The sequence below is a fragment of the Ureibacillus aquaedulcis genome, assembly GCF_030418165.1.
Lineage (GTDB): Bacteria > Bacillota > Bacilli > Bacillales_A > Planococcaceae > Ureibacillus > Ureibacillus aquaedulcis.
The window spans coordinates 90,587-110,871 of record NZ_JAUHTQ010000010.1 but is presented as its reverse complement, the minus strand read 5'-3'; the positions used below and the strand labels follow the sequence as shown (position 1 = coordinate 110,871).

General features: G+C 40.4%; 18 protein-coding genes. 2 read left to right on the top strand and 16 right to left on the bottom strand.

Going from position 1 to position 20,285, the window contains the following annotated elements; translation table 11 throughout:
* Positions 1 to 40: 40 nt before the first annotated feature.
* From QYB95_RS13675 to recD2, 3 genes are all read right to left on the bottom strand, one after another.
* Complete coding sequence (locus QYB95_RS13675) at positions 41 to 463, bottom strand: DUF1801 domain-containing protein (protein ID WP_301138902.1); 423 nt, start codon at positions 461 to 463, stop codon at positions 41 to 43.
* A 368-nt stretch (positions 464 to 831) separates the two neighbouring features.
* Positions 832 to 1,485, bottom strand: coding sequence for an SIMPL domain-containing protein (locus tag QYB95_RS13670; protein ID WP_301138901.1), 654 nt, complete (start codon positions 1,483 to 1,485; stop codon positions 832 to 834).
* Positions 1,486 to 1,622: 137 nt separating this feature from the next.
* Positions 1,623 to 4,103 carry an SF1B family DNA helicase RecD2 gene (gene recD2, locus QYB95_RS13665; protein ID WP_301138900.1) on the bottom strand — a complete coding sequence of 827 codons (2,481 nt, stop codon included), beginning with the start codon at positions 4,101 to 4,103 and terminating at the stop codon, positions 1,623 to 1,625.
* 174 nt (positions 4,104 to 4,277) lie between these two features.
* Between recD2 and hisA the strand changes: the two genes are divergently transcribed.
* A complete protein-coding gene (hisA, locus tag QYB95_RS13660; RefSeq protein WP_301138899.1) occupies positions 4,278 to 5,039 on the top strand; it encodes a phosphoribosylformimino-5-aminoimidazole carboxamide ribotide isomerase in 762 nt (253 codons plus the stop codon).
* Between the two features lie 77 nt (positions 5,040 to 5,116).
* Here hisA and QYB95_RS13655 read toward each other — a convergent pair whose 3' ends face one another.
* The 4 genes from QYB95_RS13655 to cymR form a co-directional block, all read right to left on the bottom strand.
* Positions 5,117 to 5,776 (bottom strand): tetratricopeptide repeat protein, encoded by a 660-nt coding sequence (locus QYB95_RS13655; protein WP_301138898.1) that lies wholly within the window; start codon positions 5,774 to 5,776, stop codon positions 5,117 to 5,119.
* A 117-nt stretch (positions 5,777 to 5,893) separates the two neighbouring features.
* Complete coding sequence (gene mnmA, locus QYB95_RS13650; protein ID WP_301138897.1) at positions 5,894 to 7,015, bottom strand: tRNA 2-thiouridine(34) synthase MnmA; 1,122 nt, start codon at positions 7,013 to 7,015, stop codon at positions 5,894 to 5,896.
* 21 nt (positions 7,016 to 7,036) lie between these two features.
* Positions 7,037 to 8,179: a cysteine desulfurase family protein gene (locus QYB95_RS13645; protein ID WP_301138895.1), complete on the bottom strand. Its 1,143-nt coding sequence runs from the start codon at positions 8,177 to 8,179 to the stop codon at positions 7,037 to 7,039.
* Between the two features lie 78 nt (positions 8,180 to 8,257).
* Positions 8,258 to 8,677 (bottom strand): cysteine metabolism transcriptional regulator CymR, encoded by a 420-nt coding sequence (cymR, locus tag QYB95_RS13640; protein WP_301138894.1) that lies wholly within the window; start codon positions 8,675 to 8,677, stop codon positions 8,258 to 8,260.
* Positions 8,678 to 8,794: 117 nt separating this feature from the next.
* On the opposite strand from cymR, the gene QYB95_RS13635 reads away from it, so the two are divergent.
* Positions 8,795 to 10,081 carry a replication-associated recombination protein A gene (locus tag QYB95_RS13635; protein ID WP_301138892.1) on the top strand — a complete coding sequence of 429 codons (1,287 nt, stop codon included), beginning with the start codon at positions 8,795 to 8,797 and terminating at the stop codon, positions 10,079 to 10,081.
* 109 nt (positions 10,082 to 10,190) lie between these two features.
* Here the strand turns inward: QYB95_RS13635 and QYB95_RS13630 are convergent, their stop codons facing one another.
* The 9 genes from QYB95_RS13630 to QYB95_RS13590 form a co-directional block, all read right to left on the bottom strand.
* Complete coding sequence (locus tag QYB95_RS13630) at positions 10,191 to 11,192, bottom strand: D-2-hydroxyacid dehydrogenase (RefSeq protein ID WP_301138890.1); 1,002 nt, start codon at positions 11,190 to 11,192, stop codon at positions 10,191 to 10,193.
* 17 nt (positions 11,193 to 11,209) lie between these two features.
* Entirely contained in the window at positions 11,210 to 12,418 is a 1,209-nt protein-coding gene (locus QYB95_RS13625; RefSeq protein WP_301138888.1) for an aminotransferase-like domain-containing protein, read from the bottom strand.
* A 17-nt stretch (positions 12,419 to 12,435) separates the two neighbouring features.
* Positions 12,436 to 13,290 (bottom strand): D-amino-acid transaminase, encoded by an 855-nt coding sequence (gene dat, locus QYB95_RS13620; protein ID WP_301138886.1) that lies wholly within the window; start codon positions 13,288 to 13,290, stop codon positions 12,436 to 12,438.
* 3 nt (positions 13,291 to 13,293) lie between these two features.
* Positions 13,294 to 14,469 (bottom strand): MFS transporter, encoded by a 1,176-nt coding sequence (locus tag QYB95_RS13615; protein WP_301138884.1) that lies wholly within the window; start codon positions 14,467 to 14,469, stop codon positions 13,294 to 13,296.
* Between the two features lie 48 nt (positions 14,470 to 14,517).
* Positions 14,518 to 15,498: an ABC transporter ATP-binding protein gene (locus QYB95_RS13610; protein ID WP_301138912.1), complete on the bottom strand. Its 981-nt coding sequence runs from the start codon at positions 15,496 to 15,498 to the stop codon at positions 14,518 to 14,520.
* A 19-nt stretch (positions 15,499 to 15,517) separates the two neighbouring features.
* The gene (locus QYB95_RS13605; RefSeq protein ID WP_301138882.1) at positions 15,518 to 16,513 is read right to left on the bottom strand and encodes an ABC transporter ATP-binding protein; all 996 of its coding nucleotides are present in this window, start codon (positions 16,511 to 16,513) and stop codon (positions 15,518 to 15,520) included.
* 76 nt (positions 16,514 to 16,589) lie between these two features.
* Positions 16,590 to 17,471 carry an ABC transporter permease gene (locus QYB95_RS13600; RefSeq protein ID WP_301138881.1) on the bottom strand — a complete coding sequence of 294 codons (882 nt, stop codon included), beginning with the start codon at positions 17,469 to 17,471 and terminating at the stop codon, positions 16,590 to 16,592.
* A gap of 23 nt (positions 17,472 to 17,494) precedes the next feature.
* Entirely contained in the window at positions 17,495 to 18,433 is a 939-nt protein-coding gene (locus QYB95_RS13595) for an ABC transporter permease (protein ID WP_301138880.1), read from the bottom strand.
* Positions 18,434 to 18,515: 82 nt separating this feature from the next.
* Complete coding sequence (locus QYB95_RS13590; protein ID WP_301138879.1) at positions 18,516 to 20,174, bottom strand: ABC transporter substrate-binding protein; 1,659 nt, start codon at positions 20,172 to 20,174, stop codon at positions 18,516 to 18,518.
* Positions 20,175 to 20,285: the final 111 nt, after the last annotated feature.

Below are 20,285 nucleotides of genomic sequence, written 5' to 3'. Positions count from 1 at the left end.
TCTCTTCTTTTTACGCTTCAGGCTTTCAAAAGTTTCAGCCTTACGGATACATTTTTTTCAAAAATGCGATAGATTGTTGAATGAGCTCCCTTAATACATCTTCGTCCACGTCTGCTAGTTTATTAATGTACACACAAGCCTTGCCAGATGTATGTTTTCCGAAACGTTCCATTATTTTTTCCCTCTCAGTATCGCCTGTAGCAAAATATAAACTGATTTTAGCCTTTCTTGGAGAGAACCCTACTAGTGGTGCGTCGCCTTCATGGCCCGATTCATATTTATAATGATAAGAACCAAATCCAATAATGCTTGGTCCCCACATCTTAGCTTGAAAGCCGGAAGTCTCCTCGAATATTTCCAATAATTTATAAGCATCTTCTCTTTTTTTCGAGCTTTCTACTGTTTCAATAAATTCGATGACACTATTATCTGTTTCTTTTGTTTTTTGCTCGTATTTCGTCAATTCGCTCCCACTTTCTTTATTTTACTGCGCTGTTTTTATTGTTTTGTATTTTCATGCATTGTTCCTTGTATCAATTGATTATACTCACTTCGGCATGAGGCTAATTATTCCCTCCAAAAAAGAGGCTGGGACATAACCCGAAAAAACCATTTTCCTCGAGTAGGAAAATGATGTTTTTTTGATATAGCTAAAATTGATTTCCGTCGCGGGGACGCGCATCCTCGGGCACGGCTCGAGCCTGTAGTCTCTCCCTCGTGCTGTTCCCCCAGGAGTCGCCCCTCCACTCCAATCAATTTACACAGTATCAATTTCTTAATATGGATTCTTCCATCATTCAAAGAATTCTTACTTCTGTCCTAGCCTGTCCCCTAGAACTGATATTTGACCTTTAGGGTTGCCTCTACCGATATCAATCCCTGTTCAATAGGTGTCTCTACAGTTCTTGCTGCTGAGACGGATACTGATTTTACCACGATCGGCCCACCTGTAGTTTCTTCTGTAATCTCGATAGGCACCGGCATATAGGATAGCCTTAATGATGAGGCAATGGCGTTTGCTTTTTCATGTGCATTGTGAAGTGCCAATTGTAATGCTTTTTGATAGTACGCCGAATCATTTTCCAGTTTAAACTCCAATTGCGAGATACGATTCGCACCATTCTGGATTGCGGTATCAATCACTAATCCCATTTTATTTAAATCATGAACCTCGACTGTAATCGCATTGGTTACCTCATATCCTCTGAATACTTGTCTTCCATCTACATAGTCGTATCCTGGAAAGACATTAAAAAAAGCGGTTTGAATATCGTTTCTGTCAATATTTAGTGCCAGCAGAGACTGAATGACTTGATTCATTTTAGTGGAATTTTCTCTTTGAGCTTCGCTTAAATCTTCCGATTGAGTAACAACGTCTATTTGCAATGCAGCAAAATCCGGTTTCACCTCAAATTTGCTATTGCCTTCCACCGTGATTACCCGTTTTGTATCCGAGGGGAACTGATTTCCACCTATCTGATTCACAAATATCACCTTCCTTTTTTCCATAAAACTACTATATGCCTGGAAAGGATAATATTTGCAATTTTTCTAGGTGGATAATTTATATCAAGTTGGCATGGCCTTGCTCACATTTTGTGCGCTATCCTGCATCTTACGCGTTAGTTTTCCTCTTCAAGAAAATCATAAGGCGATAAACCATTCATCCCAATGAGCGGGTGGATATATGGAGCGGTTTCTGCATTTAGCACCGGGGTTAGCATATCCACTTTTGCGGAGATGGCTTCCGGTTGCTTGTTTGCATCTGATTGTTCATCTGTCCCTTCATTAGGAACTTGCTTCACTTCGACCTTCTTCTCCTTTTCTTCCTCTATCACCAATGGATTTAATCTAGCTTTCAAACTAGTTAGCCGCAGTAAATCATCGGTTTTCGAAAGACCGGCTGTGAAGACATCAGGTTCGCCACAAAGAATTAAAAAGTTCTTAGCTCTTGTAATCCCGGTGTAGAGAAGATTACGACGAAGCATCTTTGAATAGCCCCGTACAATCGGCATAATAACCGTTGGGAATTCACTTCCCTGTGACTTATGAATGGAACAACAATAGGCAAGCGTAATTTGATTTAGATCACCTCGCTGGTAGGTAACCTCATTGCCATCATAAGAAACGACAAGTAAATCCTGCTTCTCAATATTTTCCTTGGCTCGGATGATTGCAATAACCTCTCCCATATCACCGTTGAAAATATTACTTTCAGGCTGATTAACAAGCTGCAAAACTTTATCGCCAATTCGATATGTTACATCACCAAAGACAAGCTCTTTTCTTTGCCCGTCATCATTTGGGTTTACTAGTTCCTGGATTCTTTTGTTCAGCATATCGATTCCGGCCGGCCCTTTATACATAGGAGCCAGCACCTGAATATCGCGTATCGATTGCCCCTTCGAAACCGCACTTTTGACAACCTGCGTCACTACGCTTGCAATTTGGTCAGCCGAAGCTTTAATGAAGGAACGGTCGCTTGTTTTGTTTTCAACTGATTGAGGAATATTGCCTTTTTTGATTTGATGGGCCAATTCGATAATTGTTGAACCTTCAGCCTGACGGTAGACATCCGTCAATTCAACAGTAGGCACTTTCTTGGATGCCAACAAATCCTTTAATACTTGTCCAGGTCCAACTGGAGGCAATTGGTCTTGGTCTCCTACAAAAACGACCTGTACATCTTCACTAATACTTTTAAGCAATTGATGCGCAAGCCATGTATCGACCATCGACATCTCATCAATAATGATGAGTCGCCCTTCGATTTCCCGTTCTGTCTCCTCTTCTTTTTCCTGACCATTGAACCCAAGTAATCGATGGATCGTCATGGCGGGAAGTTCAGTAGACTCTGCCAATCTTTTTGCCGCCCTTCCAGTAGGTGCTGCTAAAACAATTGGGAACGGCTCTTCTTTTTGTGCGTACTCCTTGGGGTTTAAAGACAACCCATGAAGTTCTGCATATACCTCGACGAAACCACGAATGACTGTTGTTTTTCCTGTCCCTGGACCACCAGTCAGAATCATTAAAGAAGAATTAAGTGCACATTCAATGGCCTTGGCCTGTGTTTCTGCGTATGAAACATCCAAGCGATCCTCAACTTCTCCAATCGCCTTGCGAACTTCATCCTTTGAAAAACGTTGTTTGCCGTTTTGATTCAATAACTCCAATATCTTGGAGGCGATCCCCACTTCGCTAAAGTAAAGGGAAGGTAAATAAAGTCGTGTTTCTTCTCCGCAGATTTTGCCTTCTTCCCTCATTTCAATAATCGCTTTTGAAATGCTCTCATAGGGGATTTCCTGATGTTGGCGCTGTTCGAGCATCGACTTTACTTCAGGCAGAACATGTTCTGCATCTAAGTACACATGTCCATCAGAAAGCGAAGCGTTTGTCAGCACATGCAATACTGCTGCTTTTATACGGTCTGGGTGTGCTCCAGTAATTCCCAACTTACTGCCCAGCTCATCTGCTCGTCCAAATCCGACGCCTTCCACATCTTCTATGAGACGATATGGATTTTCGGTCAATAGGGTAATTGTTTCTTCACGATAAGTTTGATAGATTTTCATTCCAAGTTGTGGACCAAAACCCCACTCATTCAACTTAATCATGACTTTTTCCAGACCCAGGTTTTGTTCCAGTGTCTCACGGATCTTGGACTTCTTCTCTTCATTTAATCTGGGAACGCTGTCTAATGCGTAGGGGTCTTCCATAATAATACGAATTGCATCCACGCCTAATTTCTCGACAATCAATTCCGCGGTTTTTCGACCGATCCCCGAAAACAAATCACTTGATAAGTAATGAATGATTCCTTGTTCTGTAGCTGGCACCTCTTTGACAAATGTTTCTACTTGAAATTGTTGTCCGTACTTTGGATGAGTTTTCAGTGTACCTGTAAATCGATACAATTCTTCTTCGTTTAATTTTGGAAAATAGCCTACGACAATCATTTCCTTGTCGTCATACTGTAAATTTGTTTCTTGTATTTTCACTCGAACAATTGAATACATATTTGTCGCATTATGAAAAATCGACACAACTGGACGGCCAAGAATAAACAATTTATTCACTTCAAATAAATTAAGATTTTCTGCCATCCCTATTACCTCTTTCATGCTTTGATACATATGATTTTACCATATCAATGGATTACTGTCCTACAATGAAAAAGATTGCGGCTCTCGAATTTTTCATTTCGGAATGCTATGATAATTATGAAGATATTCGTATTTAAATACATAGTTGAGAATAGAAGGGACTTGTGAAAAATAGTGGAATTTAGACCTTGTATCGATTTACATGATGGAAAAGTCAAGCAAATTATAGGAAGTACATTGGGCCATCAGGACAAAAGTGTTGTCGAGAACTTTATATCCGATAACGATTCAGCCTATTTCGCGAATATGTTCAAAAGGGATCGCCTAACTGGCGGCCACGTCATAATGCTCGGTTCAGGTAATGAAGAAGCTGCACTGCTTGCTCTACAATCCTATCCAAACGGCTTACAAATCGGCGGCGGGATCACTGCTGATAATGCAAAAAAATATATCGATGCTGGGGCATCCCACGTTATTGTTACCTCCTTTATTTTTCATGATGGAAAATTGGATAACGCTCGATTGGAGAAACTTGTGAATGCGGTTGGCAAAGAGCATATTGTTATTGATTTAAGCTGCAAAAAAGCTGATGACAAGTGGTTTGTCGTAACAGATAAATGGACGAAATTCAGTGATTTCGAAGTTAACCAAGAATCCATCGCTTTTATTGAGCAATTTTGTGATGAATTGCTTATTCATGCAGTGGATGTAGAAGGAAAACGAAGTGGGATGCAAGAAGAATTGGTAAAGGATTTAGCAACTTGGACATCTATTCCGACGACCTATGCTGGCGGTGTAAGATCGTTGGAGGATCTTCAAAAATTCAGAGACCTTACAAATGGACGACTTCATGTCACAATCGGCAGTTCACTGGATATTTTCGGAGGAGATTTAGACTATAGCGAAGTTGTAAAGTTTTGTGCAGTGAAAGAATAGCGCCACGAAATGGGAATCATATAAATGTTCCTTCTAAAATAAAAAACATGCCGACCTACGATGGGCCGGCATGTTTTTTAATTATTTCTCTGACTGATCATATCGTATATATATTTCGCTTGATCGAAGTTGGAATCAATTGTATATGCTTTTTTTAAATGCTCCAAAGCCAACTCTGTTTCTTCAGTGGATACGGCATAAAGGACACCCAAGTTATAATGGGCATCTGCATTATTTGCATCTTGTTCCAGAACAAATTCTAGTTCACCTTTTGCCACATCGAACATTTCCAGGGTACAAAGCAGAATTCCATACGACAAACGAATTTGCAGGTCATTCGGTTCAAGTTCAGCCGCTCTTTGCATGTATGGCAGAGCTAACTTCGGCTTTTCATCGCGTTCAAAGGATTTCCCCAGCATATAATAAGCATCTGCCCCTTGGATTCCATGCTCGATCGCTTTTTGATAGAGCTTTGCAGCTTCAATATAGCGTTCTACATTGAAATATAAATTTGCTAGGCCATAGTAGGCAGTTGCTGCCGTTTCATCAATTGTAATCGCTTTTTGAAAAAAGCGTTCTGCTCGTTCATTGTCATTCATTGAAGCTAATAAGTTCCCGAAATTCACATATCCGATGGCATCATCCGGATTATTTTCAATCGCTTCAGTAAACGCTTTTGCAGCATCTTCATATCTTTTTTCCTGGAATGCAAGTATTCCGATTTCGTTATAATCCATTTTTTCACCTCTAGAATCGGAGCTTACCTATGTTTTTAACCGATAAGCCCTATGCAAATTAGCAACCGTCTTCCTTGCTTACTCTAATTGAGAGTGTTCCTAACTCGCTAATTTTCATTAGCCTACATACGTTAATTTTTCACTAGCTTTGAATACTTCATCAATTGTACCGCCACCCAGACATTCCTCGCCATCATATAAAACAACGGCTTGACCAGGTGTAATGGCACGAACTGGTTCTTCAAAAGTAATATGAGCTGTCCCATCTTCCAAAAGCTCTACTTCAACAGGTGTATCTTCTTGTCGATAACGGAACTTTGCCGTACAGCTAAATTTAGAAGGTCTTTCCTTGTTCGATGTAAAGCCCATTTTAACTGCTTTCAAGGAAGTGGAATATAATGCATCATGATGGAAGCCTTGTTCAACATATAATACATTTCGTTCAAGATCTTTTCCAATAACAAACCATGGATCTCCATCTCCACCGATGCCCAGGCCATGGCGTTGACCAATTGTATAATACATTAAACCATCATGCGTACCCATTACCCGTCCATCAAAAGTCTCCATCTTCCCAGGCTGCGCTGGCAGGTATTGACTTAAAAATTCTTTGAAATTGCGCTCGCCGATAAAGCAAATACCTGTGGAATCTTTTTTCTTGGCCGTTGCAAGACCTGCTTCTTCCGCAATTTTGCGCACCTCGGGCTTCGCAATATCCCCGATCGGGAACATTACATGCTTTAATTGCTCTTGTGATAATTGGTTGAGGAAATAAGTTTGGTCTTTATTATTATCAACACCGCGCAGCATTGCTACTTCACCGTCGCGTTCTTCAACACGTGCATAGTGCCCGGTTGCCAAATAGTCCGCCCCTAATTTCATGGCATGGTCCAGAAATGCTTTAAATTTGATTTCTTTATTGCACATAACATCAGGGTTTGGAGTGCGACCTGCTTTATATTCTTCAAGGAAGTAAGTAAATACTTTGTCCCAATATTGTTTTTCAAAGTTCACGGCATAATACGGAATGCCGATTTGATTACACACTTTAATAACATCATCATAATCCTCTGTTGCTGTACATACACCAAATTCGTCTGTATCATCCCAGTTTTTCATAAATATCCCGATGACGTCGTACCCTTGCTTTTTAAGCAAGTAGGCCGCAACTGACGAATCGACCCCACCAGACATACCAACAACTACACGGATTTGTGATGGGTCTCTTGTTTCTACCATTGTTGTTTCACCTTTTCTCTATTATTTCGCAAGCCTTTTCACAATTTTTGCTGTGCGTATGGCTGCTTCTTTTACCAATTCTTCTGTTATTCCCAGCCCAAAACTAAAACGAATGGAGTTGCGAAGCTCGTCACGGTCCGCTCCAAACATCGCTACCAGCACATGGGATGGATCAATTGAACCAGCTGTACACGCAGAACCACTGGATGCATAAACGCCGGACATATCTAAGTTTACCAGGAAGGATTCTACATCCATTCCTTTAAAGCTAATATTTAAAACATGCGGCAATGAATGCTTGGCATTGCCATTTACTTTATATTCAATATCTTCTCCATCAAGGACAGTTACGAAAGTACTGCGGAACTGTTCATATTGTGCCACTTTGGCTTCCATGTCGGATTGCGCAATTTCAACCGCCTTGGCAAAACCGACTGCCGCAGGAACATTTTCAGTGCCCGCTCTTCTCTTTTTCTCTTGGGAGCCGCCTAAAAATGTCGCACTTAGCGGTGTACCTGTTCTTTGATATAAAAAACCGATCCCTTTTGGTCCGTTTAATTTATGACTTGAAACACTAAGTAAATCGACCTGAAGCTCATCAACATTTAACAGTTCCAAACCAAATGCCTGTACTGCGTCAGTATGAAAAACGGCTTGGTGCTCTTTCAGGATCTGTCCAATTTCTGCGATAGGCTGGACTGTCCCGACTTCATTATTCCCATACATAATCGTTACAAGAATAGTATCTTCACGCAGGGCATTCTTGAAGGCATCAATAGAGATAAGCCCACTTTCATCTACAGGCAAGTAAGTGACCTCATATCCTTCTTTTTCAAGCTTTTCGCATGCATTGAGCACCGCATGATGTTCGATCTGCGTCGTGATAATGTGCTTGCCTTTTGAGCCAAGCATATTGACAACACCAAAGATCGCGGTATTATCCGCTTCCGTTCCACCACTCGTGAATATAATTTCGGTATCTTTTGCACCAACTGCACGGGCTAAACTAGTGCGCGCATCATCTAAAACCTTTCGCGCCTGTCTACCGGCAGTATGGATACTGGAAGGATTACCGAAAGTTTGCTCAAAAGCTTTAGTCATCACTGCAATCACCTCGGGATGGACCGGTGAAGTTGCGGCATGGTCTAGATAGATTGTTTCCATTGTAAATCAAAAGCTCCTTTAAAAACTGTATGAACAGTTCATAGTATATATAAGTTCGGTTACATGTTAACTCTATGCTTAAATATAGAACATATAGCCATCTACATCGGTATCGTCATTATAATTAGCCAAGTCTTCTATTGATGTTGTATCAAGTACATTTTTTACGGCATCGCGGATTCTCATCCAAAGCTGCTGTTGTGGCACTTCTTCATTTTCAATTCCTTCGACTGGCTGGATCGGTCCCTCTAATACTTTAATGACATCTGCAGCCGAGATTTGGCTGGGAGGCAGTGCCAATAAGTAACCGCCATATGCACCACGGACACTTTTTACTAGACCGGCAATACGAAGCGGAGAAACAAGCTGCTCTAGATAGGCTTCCGACAAATCTTTTTCAGCCGCAATCTGACGCAACGGAATCGGTCCGTCTCCAAAATGTTTTGCTAATTCAATCATAATAGTTAATCCGTATCTACCCTTTGTAGAAATTTTCATTATAACACCTCTATTTTTCTTGTCCATTTCTATGCTCAAGTATAACATAAATCCTTTAATTCCACTTGGAAAAGCACTAATATAGAGGGAGGACACGAAAAATTGGAGGAGGAAGACATGCACAATGAACCGTTGGCATACCGAATGCGCTCGCGAAATCTGGATGAGGTGATCGGGCAACAGCATATAATAGGAAAAGATACAGCACTGTACAAGATGATCCATAATGGCCATGTCCCTTCAATGCTTCTTTACGGAGAGCCTGGAATTGGGAAAACCTCGATTGCCTATGCTATTGCAGGCAGCTCGAAATTACCCTTTTTCGCTCTTAATGCAACAAATGCAGGAAAAAAGGACGTTGAGCAAATCGTTTCTGAAGCAAGAATTGCAGGAAAAGTACTTTTATTCTTAGATGAAATTCATCGTTTCAATAAATTACAGCAGGACACTCTTTTGCCCCATGTAGAAAATGGGTCTATTGTTTTGATTGGGGCTACCACAGAAAACCCGTTCCATGATGTAAATCCAGCGATTCGTTCCCGTTGCGGAGAAATACTTCAGCTTAAACGGCATACGATCGAAGACATTGCACAATTAATTGCCACTGCCCTAACCGATGTAGAGCGTGGACTCGGAAAAGAAAACATTTTGATTACCGAAGAGCAAATTAATAAGATTGCCCTTGCAGCGAATGGTGATGCAAGAAAAGCCTTGACCCTATTAGAATCTATTTTCTATGCTTCCAATGAGGTTGATGGACAAGCAATCGTGGAAGATCATATCATTGAACATCTTTCAAAAAGGATTGGAGTCTACGGGGACAAGGGTGGTTCCCATTTCTATAACTTACTGTCTGCGCTCCAAAAGTCAGTAAGAGGCAGCGATACAAATGCGGCTATTTATTATTTGGCACACCTGCTTGAAAACGGAGATTTAATTGCAGTTTGCAGAAGGTTGCTCGTTATGGCCTATGAAGATGTGGGACTAGCAAATCCGGCGGTAGGTGCCCATGTCTATTCAGCTACTGAGTCAGCTAAAACTTTAGGATTGCCGGAAGCCCGGATTCCCTTGGCCAATGCTGTAATCGAAATGTGCTTATCGCCGAAGTCAAACTCTGCCTACTCTGCATTGGATGCGGCAACTGCTGCAATTCATGAAGGAAAAACGGGGGATATCCCTCCACATCTTCGGGATGCACATTATGCAGGTGCTCAAGTCTTGGGGCATGTTGGCTATCAATATCCTCATGACTATCCAATCGGCACATTCGGAGGCTGGGTCAACCAGGAATACCTGCCTGAAAAAATCGAAAATATCGAGTTCTACAAACCAGTCTTAGCAGGCGAAGAAAAGAGAATGGCCGGCATTTATGATAAATTGAAGTCATTTAAAAATAAATCGTGAAATCTATGTATCATCTATAATGTAGACAAAGTCAATAATGGACTTTGTCTACATTATATTTTTTAAATTCATAAAAAAAGATTATCCAGGAACAAATATTACTCTATCATTAATAACCTAATTGTTTATCAACCACGTTGATCAATGAATTACCTTCCATATAATTTTTTAGATTTGTCATGAACAGTTCCATGTTATGCTCCATATGCTGCGAGGAGAAGTAGGCATTATGAGGGGAAACTATCACATTATCCATTGTCCAAAATGGATGATTCACGGGAAGCGGTTCAACTTCAAATACATCTAAAGAAGCTCCGGCCAATAAACCTTCATTCAACACTTCCACAAGATCTGATTCAATAATCGCATCGCCTCGTCCAACATTAATCAGATAACTTCCTTTTTTCATTTTCTTCAATTTTTCTTTATCGAATAAGTATTTTGTTTCTTTGGTTGACGGCAAGGACAGCACCACAAAATCTGATTGAGCGAGTACTGAGTCCAATTCTCCCATCCCAACAATTTCATCCGCATCATCATGTTCTTCCAGTTTCTTATCGGGATTGCGTTTACAGCCTATAACACGCATTCCAAGAGCCTTGCAACGCTCCGCAATTGCTAGCCCAATCTGGCCGTAACCGATAATTCCAACAGTTGCTAACGCTAAATCGATAGTAGGTATTGTTTCCCACGAACAATCTTTTTTATTATTTATCATCGTTTGCAACCCCCGCGAAAATGCTAAAATCATCGCCAATGTATGTTCGGCAATAGGAATTGCCGTACAGCCTTTGGAGTTTGTTACGATGATATCACTATTATTTTGAAAATTGCTTTTTATCATTGCTTCAATTCCAACACTAAATGAATGGACCCATTTTACATTCGGTGCATACTTCAATACCGACAAATCATCTCGCATGCCGAGAGTTAACAGGACATCACAATTTGTTAAATCGATTTTGGGTGTTGGTTCTTCTTTATTCCACTCCCAAGGTTCAACTGCAACCTTTGCACCTAATTTTTTCATCTCTTCAATATAAATTTCAGGCAAATCCCGTCGTATATAAATAAAAGGTGTTCTGACTGCATTGGCTGTTTGACTTGACATATATATCCTCATCCTCCTTAAACAAGCTTTTTCACTGGATATTTTTCATAGTAGGCTTCCGCAATTCGTTTAATTGCTTCTTTGCACATTTCTTCATCACAGTAGGAAAAGCACAATCGTATATGATTTTTTTCCTCATTTTCAGCATAACAATGCTCACCTAAAATAAAACTTACTCCTTTTTCCAATGCAAGTTCTTCAAACAAAGACGTTGCTACTTCTTCCTTAAAGGTTAACCATAAGAAGAAACCACCCTCAGGTGCCGTATAGGTAACTTCATCACCTAAATAATCATCGATTGCTTTAATCATAGCGTCCAATCTAGATTTATAAAGTTTGGAAATATTCCCCACATGGTCATCGAAGTCAATTGTTTCCAAATAGGCGGCGACAATTTCCTGCATCAACACACTCGTTGAGCCATCAGCCTTTAAGGATCGTAATTGCATAATAATTTCTGGTGGTGCCACAAGCCATCCCATTCGAATAGCAGGTGCTATTGTTTTAGAAAATGTACTCATATAAATCACACGTTGAGGTGCAAATTGATATACTGCAGGGAGCACCCGTTCTGAAAAGTTAAGCTCCGTATAAGCATCGTCTTCTATTATAAAAAAGTTGTATGCTAATGCTAGCTTTGCCAATTTCATTCTTCTCTCCAGTGATAATGTCACGCCACCAGGATTGTGGAAATTTGGCATGATATAAATAAATTTTGGCATTGGCAACCCATTATTCTTTGCTGCAACCAAAGCTTCTTCAACTAAATCTACCTTAAGTCCGTTTTCATCAATCTCAAACCCTCGACACTTTAAACCAGCTAAAGTAAAGTTTCGTAGAGCACCGAAGAATGTTGGGGCTTCAACCCATACCTCATCCCCTTCATTAGTTAAACCGCGTGCCAGAATATCCATGGCCTGACCAGAACCGGTTGTGACAAGAATATTTTCTTCCGGCGCATATATTCCACGGATTTCGGAACGTTTTTTTAGCCATTTGACAATTCTGGAAGGACCAGTTGCCCCTCCATATTCAAAACTTTTATAACCCCCTTCTTCAATAGCCTTAGAGGAACACTTTGCCATAAGGGATACATCGTAGGCTTCTTTAGCAGGAAATCCAAAAGAAAGAGGAATTAAATCATGTGGCGTCTTTGCTGCCGCTGCACTGATCAACTTTACATTTTCAAAACGTTTCGACATCTTAAATGGTTGTAATTCTTTCATATTAAATCTCCTCCTTATTATTCCGTATAAACTTTTTCTTTTCCGTTACGCTGTATTAGCTCACCAAAGGCAGACATAAGTGAGGAAGTGATTGGTCCACAAACCCCTTCTCCGATTAACATGCCGTCTATTTCAATTACAGGACAGACATTAAGGCCTGTATTCGTGATGAATACTTCGTCCATGTCCATCAGTTCATCTCTTGTGAAAGCTTCTTCAACTACTTTGTAATGCAGATTTCCAGCCAGGCGCAGGACCACTTGCCGTGTAATGCCATTTAATATGAGGTTATTGATTGGATGTGTATAAAGAACTCCATTTTTTACGCCAAATACATTGGAGCTGCTCGCTTCTGTAACATAGTGATCCCTTATGAATATTGCTTCCTGAGCCCCTGCTTCTACCGCCTTTTGCTTTGCCATGCAGTTCGGCAATAAATTAAGGCTTTTTATATCAACCCGAAGCCATCGTATATCTTCTGTTGTAATAGCCTTCACCGCAGTAATTGGAGGGCTGGTTGCATTCTTTACCATCCCGGTTAACACAGGTTCTGCTTGAGGTTCCGGAAATGCATGCATTCGAAGTGCAGTCCCTCTGGTTAACTGGAAATAGGCATAGCCTTCCTCAATGTGATTGTCCTCTATTAATCGCATTATATTTTCCTTAAGCAAATCAAATTGTTCAGGTAATGTTAATGCGATTTCTTTAGCACTTCGTACAAAACGTTCCAGGTGTGCCTCCCATTCAAAGAGTTCTCCATTATAGATTGATACCACTTCATAAATACCGTCACCAAACTGATAGCCTCGATCTTCAATGTCTATGCTGACCGAGTCCCGTGATACAATTTGATTGTTGAACAGAATATCCATCCTTTACACCTCTTTGCTTTTGTTTTCAAATCGATATAGCTTTACATCCTGAGATAACATTATGAGGAACAGTATTAGGCAAAGAATGCATGACATGATAAAAGGTGCAATTTCATTCACCATGAACAACCAACCCGCGATTAATGGACCGATACTGCGACCCAAACTATCATAAGCACCATGCAAGCTCATCACCATTCCCCGCCCAAGATCCTCTTTCTTTGAAAGCAATGTTAATAGAGTCGGACGGATCAACGCCTGCCCTACACCTATGATAAAAACACCTATAAAAACGAAACTGACATGTACAGGAAGTACGAGGAACAAAAAGCCCACCGCTGTTATTATAATTCCGTATTTCGTAATGCTTTCCTCATTAATATGTCTATATAGCCAACTCATTAGAAAGATTTGAACAATCACTGCCGCTGCTGATTGTGCAGTAAATGCCCATCCTGTCAACGTCGCGGAAGAGTCAAATTTTTCAATCATAAAATAGCCGAGTATTCCGAGAATGCTGGATATTGAAATTGAAATCCCAAGAGTGATCATAAATAACATAAAGTACCCTGGTTTAAAGGAATATACCAAGGATTTAGTAATGGGAATCTGTTCTTGCCCTTGATTATTTTTGCTTGGTTCCTGAATAAAAAGTGCCACAAACGGGATTGTAATTAAGCTAAGAACCCCTGCAACTATAAATGGTATTGTGATTCCAAAGGGTACAAATGCACTTCCTACTGCCGGCCCTACTAAGAATCCTATTCCATTTGCAGCGGACATTTTTGACATTGCTGCTCCTCGTGTCTGGTCGTCATTCGTATCTGCAACAAGTGCTAAAACCGCTGGCAATGTCCCACTCGACAAAATAGCCCCGATAATACGAATGCTTAATAATTGCCAGTAACTTTCGGCCAAGATCATTAACACAAATGCAATTCCGAAGCCCACCATACCAAATAGGAGCACAGGTTTCCTGCCAACTTTATCTATAATCTTGCCCCATAATGGAAGCACCAAAAATTGCGTAAATGCCCATCCAGTAATTAAACTGGACATTTGAAACGAGGTAAGCCCGAGCTCTTCCGCGAAGTATGGCAAGACGGGAAGGACAATGCCATAACCTGTCATGGATAAAAACATGATGAACAAAAGCAATAGAAAGGTTTTTTTTGGCATTCCATCAACACTTCTTCCTATTAGATATAGAAAAGTAATCGTGTTCTTCTAATTCGCTAAAAAACATGCAACACTATGGCCGCCTTGTAGATTCACCATTTCTGGGGATTCTTTCATACACCGTTCTGTTTTTAATGGACACCTTGTATGGAAACGGCAACCTGACGGAGGATTAATAGGTGTCGGGATTTCTCCTTCCAATACGATCCTTTCTGTCTGCAATCCCTTATCAATAACCGGCCTTGCGGATAACAGTGCTTGAGTATAGGGATGGCGAGGGTTTGTAAATAATGTATGTGTATCCGCAATTTCCACTAATTTCCCAAGATACATAACCCCTACACGATTGGAGATATTTTTTACTACGCCTAAATCATGTGAAATAAATAGATAGGTTAATTGAAATTCATCCTGTAAATCTTTCAATAGATTCAGAATGTTTGCTTGAACCGAAACATCTAAAGCAGACACTGCTTCATCACACACAATAATCTTTGGTTTTAGTGCCAATGCCTTCGCTATGCCGATACGTTGTCTCTGTCCACCGGAAAATTCATGGGGGTAGCGATTTTTCATCTTGCTGGACAAACCGACAATTTCCATTAACTCCTCAACTTGTTTTACACGTTCACTGGCCGATCCCACATTGTGTATGATCAATGGCTCCATAATAATCTCACGAACTGTCATCCGAGGGTGGAGGGAGGCATACGGGTCTTGAAAAACAATTTGCAGTTCCCTGCGGATATCTTTCATGTCCTGTTTCTTCATAGACAGGATGTTTTTCCCTTCGAAAGTAACCTCTCCTTCAGTCGGCTCTATTAAACGAAGGAGCGAACGGCCAGTCGTACTTTTACCGCATCCTGATTCACCCACCAATGCTAATGTCTCCCCTTTATAAATAGTGAACGTTACATTATCGACCGCCTTCACAGAAAGCTCCGTTTTATCTTTTAACTTATCAAAAAAGCCCTTTTTTATTGGAAAGTGTTTTTTCAACTTTTTAATCTCCATTAACGGTTCTTGTATTGCTTTCATATTAAATGCCTCATTCATATGCCCCCACCACCTCTGAAAGATTCTTGTAATTCCAGCAGCTTACCCTACGACCATCATCAGTCGTTTCAATAGGCGGTTCTTGTTGGCTGCAGATATCGGTTGCATATGGACAACGCTCACAAAATACACAACCGGCGATTACTTCACCTGGCAATGGGACCATTCCGGGTATCGATGCAATGCGTTCACTATTTTCTTCGATTGATTTAACCGATTCGATCAATCCTTTAGTGTAAGGATGCAACGGTTTATCAAATAATTCATTTGTTGGAGATTCCTCCATCACTTTTCCTGAATACATCACCATCACACGCTGGCAATAATTTGCAACCACTCCTAAATCATGTGTAATCAAAATCATTGAACGGTTTGTTTCGCTTACTAAATTTGAAAGCAGATCTAAAATCTGGGCCTGAATTGTTACATCGAGTGCTGTCGTTGGTTCATCCGCAATCAATAGTTCCGGTTCACAACTTATTGCCATTGCAATCATGACACGCTGTCTCATGCCTCCGGACATTTCATGTGGGTATACATTCATCCTTGATTCAGGGGAAGGAATTCCGACTTTTTTCAGCATTTGTATGGCATGAGCCTCTGCTTCCTTTTTGGAGACTTTTCGGTGGGCACGGATTTGCTCCACAATCTGTGTACCAACCGTTAACATTGGATTCAATGCGGTCATCGGTTCCTGAAAAATCATCGCCACTTCATTTCCAAGCATGCTTTTTTGCTCTTTTTCACTTTGATCTATTAAATTTCTGCCATTCCATTTAATTTGACCCTCGGAAACAGTCAACCCTTTATGTTTCAATAAGCCCATAATTGCAAGGGAGGTCATACTCTTTCCACAACCTGACTCACCGACTATGCCTAAATTTTCACCTTTATTTAGTGAAAAATTGATTCCTTTGATGACAGGAGTAAATTCATCGTTTTTTGTAAAGCCCACCTTTAAATCGCAAATTTCAAGTAATTTGCTCATTGCAAGACCTCCCTTTTATCATTATTAGTACATTCGAAAGGTTTGTTCCGGAAATAATCGTTAACTTCCATCCTTCTTACATCTTCGGATCGAAGTAATCACGAAGTTTATCACCCATTAAGTTGATACCTAATATTGTGATGAACATTACGATTCCTGGAGAAAATACATACCAAGGAGCTTGATATAAGTAATCCTTCCCCGTATTTACCATGGAACCCCAACTTGCATCCGGAGGCTGTACACCAAGCCCCAAAAAACTCAGACTTGCTTCTGCCAACATAGTACCTGCCATCCCTAATGTCGCTATAACAACAATATTTCCATAGCAATTTGGCAGGATGTATTTAAATAGAATGCGATAAACACTAGCTCCAAGTGCATAGCCGCCTTCAACAAACTCCCTTTCCTTCAATGCCATGGTTTGCGAACGTACAAGTCGGCACATTTCCGGCCAGCTTACCAAACTTAAAGCGAGAATCAAGTTAAATACACTAGTGCCTAGTGCAGCCATAATGGCGATGGCAAAAAGGATTCCTGGGAAACTGAAAATAATATTTGTTAGTGCCATAATGAATTTATCCGTTCTACCACCTATATATCCTGCTATCAATCCCAGCAAAGCCCCGACAGAAACAGCAATTCCTTGTACAAGAAGTGCGATAAGCAACGATTTTTGTCCACCGAATAATACCCTAGTAAAAATATCCCTCCCTAAGTGATCCGTACCCATCAGGTGTGCAGCAGAGGGTGCTTGCAGTACAGAGGTTAAATCATTTTCATTGGGATTGTAACTTGTAATAAGCGGCGCACATAGAACAGTTGCAAAAATCACCATAGTCAAACCTATTAATACATTGGAAAGCGAGATCTTAAACTTCCTTCTGGCTTTAACTTTCTGGAGTGGTTGTGTACTTTGAACCTCTAAATTTCCACTAGACGTTTCCAACTTCACCATCAGCAGCAGCTCCTTCCTTTTGGTTAATGTTCACTGCGAATTCGTGGATCAACTAAACGGCAACAAATATCCGTAAGTAGATTGACAACTAAAAACACCGTTGAAATAAAAATCACACACCCTTGCACAACAGGAATATCGCGCTGCAATATTCCATCAATCAACAATCGACCAATCCCTGGAAGTCCAAATATTGTTTCTGTTATAACTGCTCCTGAAAGCAATAAACCTAGTTGCACCCCTATAATCGTTAAAATTGGTGAAAGTGCATTTTTCATGGCGTGAATACCGAGAATACGATATTTTGAGAGTCCTTTTGCATATGAGGTAACCATATAATCCATCTTTAGAACATCAATCATGGAAGAACGCGTTATGCGTGCAATAATTCCACTAACCGAAAGACCCAATGTTATGGCTGGTAATATTAGAAACTTCACTTCTCCCAATTTATATCCTGAAGCAGGGAGCCAATTCAGTTTGACAGAGAAGATATACATTAATAGAAGGCCTAAGAAGAATGCTGGCAGGGAAACGCCTGCAATAGAAAATGTACTAACAAAAGTATCTAACCAATTACCGCGTTTCATGGCGCTGATGATACCTGCCGTAACTCCTATCACAATCGCAAAGAATAATCCAAGAAGTGTTACTTGAATCGTGACGGGTATCCTCTCCAGCAAAACTGATGTAACTTCCATTCGAGATTGAAAAGAAGTACCTAGATCACCCTGTACTAAATTCGTGAGAAAGTTTAGGTATTGCATATACAAAGGATCATTCAATCCCCATTCTTCTCGAATTTGTTCTACAACTTGTTCATCAATTGCACCGGAGCGGGCATCCATCAACTGCATGACTGGATCCCCCGGAATAAAGTTCATTAATAAAAAAACGATTAATGTGATGGCAACCCAGATAGGGATTGTTTCTAATAAACGCTTTAATGTATATTGAATCATCTGCTTCCGCTCCCTTCCTTTTTAATAAAGAGAAAGCAAATCCATTAAATGATTTTGACTTTCTCCTATTTTCACCAATCAACTAGTTTTTGGCCGATTCGTCAATCCAGACTTTCCTTAAGTCTTGATAGTCGATATCCGTTGGTACAGGTTGCAGCCCTTTTACCCATGGCTGATGAACGATTACAGCTTTGTTATAGTTGAAGAACCACATAGGGGCTTCTTCCACAACAATTGCCTCTGCTTGCCTAGAAAGCTCAATCATTTCATTCTCATCAGTAGTTGTTAATGCTTTATCCAATAAAGCATCAACCTCCTCATTTTTGTAATAGCCTGTATTGCCTGTAGCACCAAAGTTGTCGCTATGGAAATATTTAGAGATAAATTCAACGAGATTTGTCATTCCTCCATTTGAATACATCATTGTGTCAAAATCGCCTGAGCTAGCTCGGTCAGCAAGAGTAGCCATATCTACTTGCTCAATTTCAATCTTGATGCCTACCTCTTCAAGGTAGCCGCTCATTGCTTCTACAGCCGTTACACCAAAAGCGGAATGGGATGTTGTAAGAATTGGCAGCGTAAATCCATTTTCGTAGCCTGCTTCTTTCAACAATTCCTTTGCTTTTTCTGGATCATAAGGATAACTAAATACTTCTTCGTTGTAGCCTTTAATGCTTGTTGGCAATATACCTTTTGCTGGATATGCTTTGCCTCCGAGGACAGTAGCAATAATCGTCTCACGGTCTATTGCATAGTTAATCGCTTGTCTTACCTTTACATCTTGCCATGGACCTTCTTTTTCCAGGTTGAATCGTAAATTACGAATAAATAGCTCTGGAACTTCTATCATAAGTTCTGCATATTGAGTATTGCTTTTGTATTGTGCATATTGCGCATCACCCAGTATCATCATGTCGATTTGTTCGGAACTAAATGCAGTATCGCGGGCTGCTTGGTCGGTTAATATCTTGTATACAACTGTATCTAGATAAGGGGCTCCAGCAAAATAATCTTCATATTTTTCAAGTACAATTTCACTGTCCCTCACCCAGCTGGAAAACTTGAAGGGACCCGCACCAACTGGCTTCGAACCAAATTCATCCCCCAGTTCTTCAACCACTTCTTTAGGTACAGCAGCGGTATAAGGTAAAGACATGATAGAAAGGAATGTATTATTTGGAGCTGAAATCGTAATTTCCAACGTATAGTCATCGACAACTTTTACTCCAGTAAGTTCTGATGCTGAACCACTTGTATACTCTTCATAACCAACAACCATTTGAAGATTTCCCGCATTTGGGGAAGCATTTTCTGGATTCACTAACCGCTCTAAGGAGTATTTAAAATCTTCCGCTTTAACTTCTCTACCGTTATGGAATTTAACACCTTGCTTTAGTTTGAATGTGTATACAGTCCCCTCTTCATTGTTTTCCCACGATTCTGCATTCCCGGGAAGATATTCACCCTTCTCCGCATCATAGCGAACAAGAGGTTCAAATATATTCCACGTAATCATGGATGTCGCTGTACCATGGGAACGAATAATCGGGTCCAAGTTTTGGGGGTCTCCATAAATATGCGCCCTTGTCAATGTGCCTCCGGATTGAGGCTCTCCGTTATTAGTAGATTGTGAATTGCTGCTCTTTGATGAAGATCCTGTTTCTCCTCCACTACACGCTGCTAATACTAGTGTGAACATACTAATTAAAAGCAAAATTGATAATTTTCGTAGTTTCATCATTACGATCTCCCTTCATTGGTTATGGTTTGATGAGTTTACAATAATTCTTGTTAATACCCCCTCTTTTTTATGTAGAACTTATATAGAAGAGCAAAAACCCTTACTACCAAA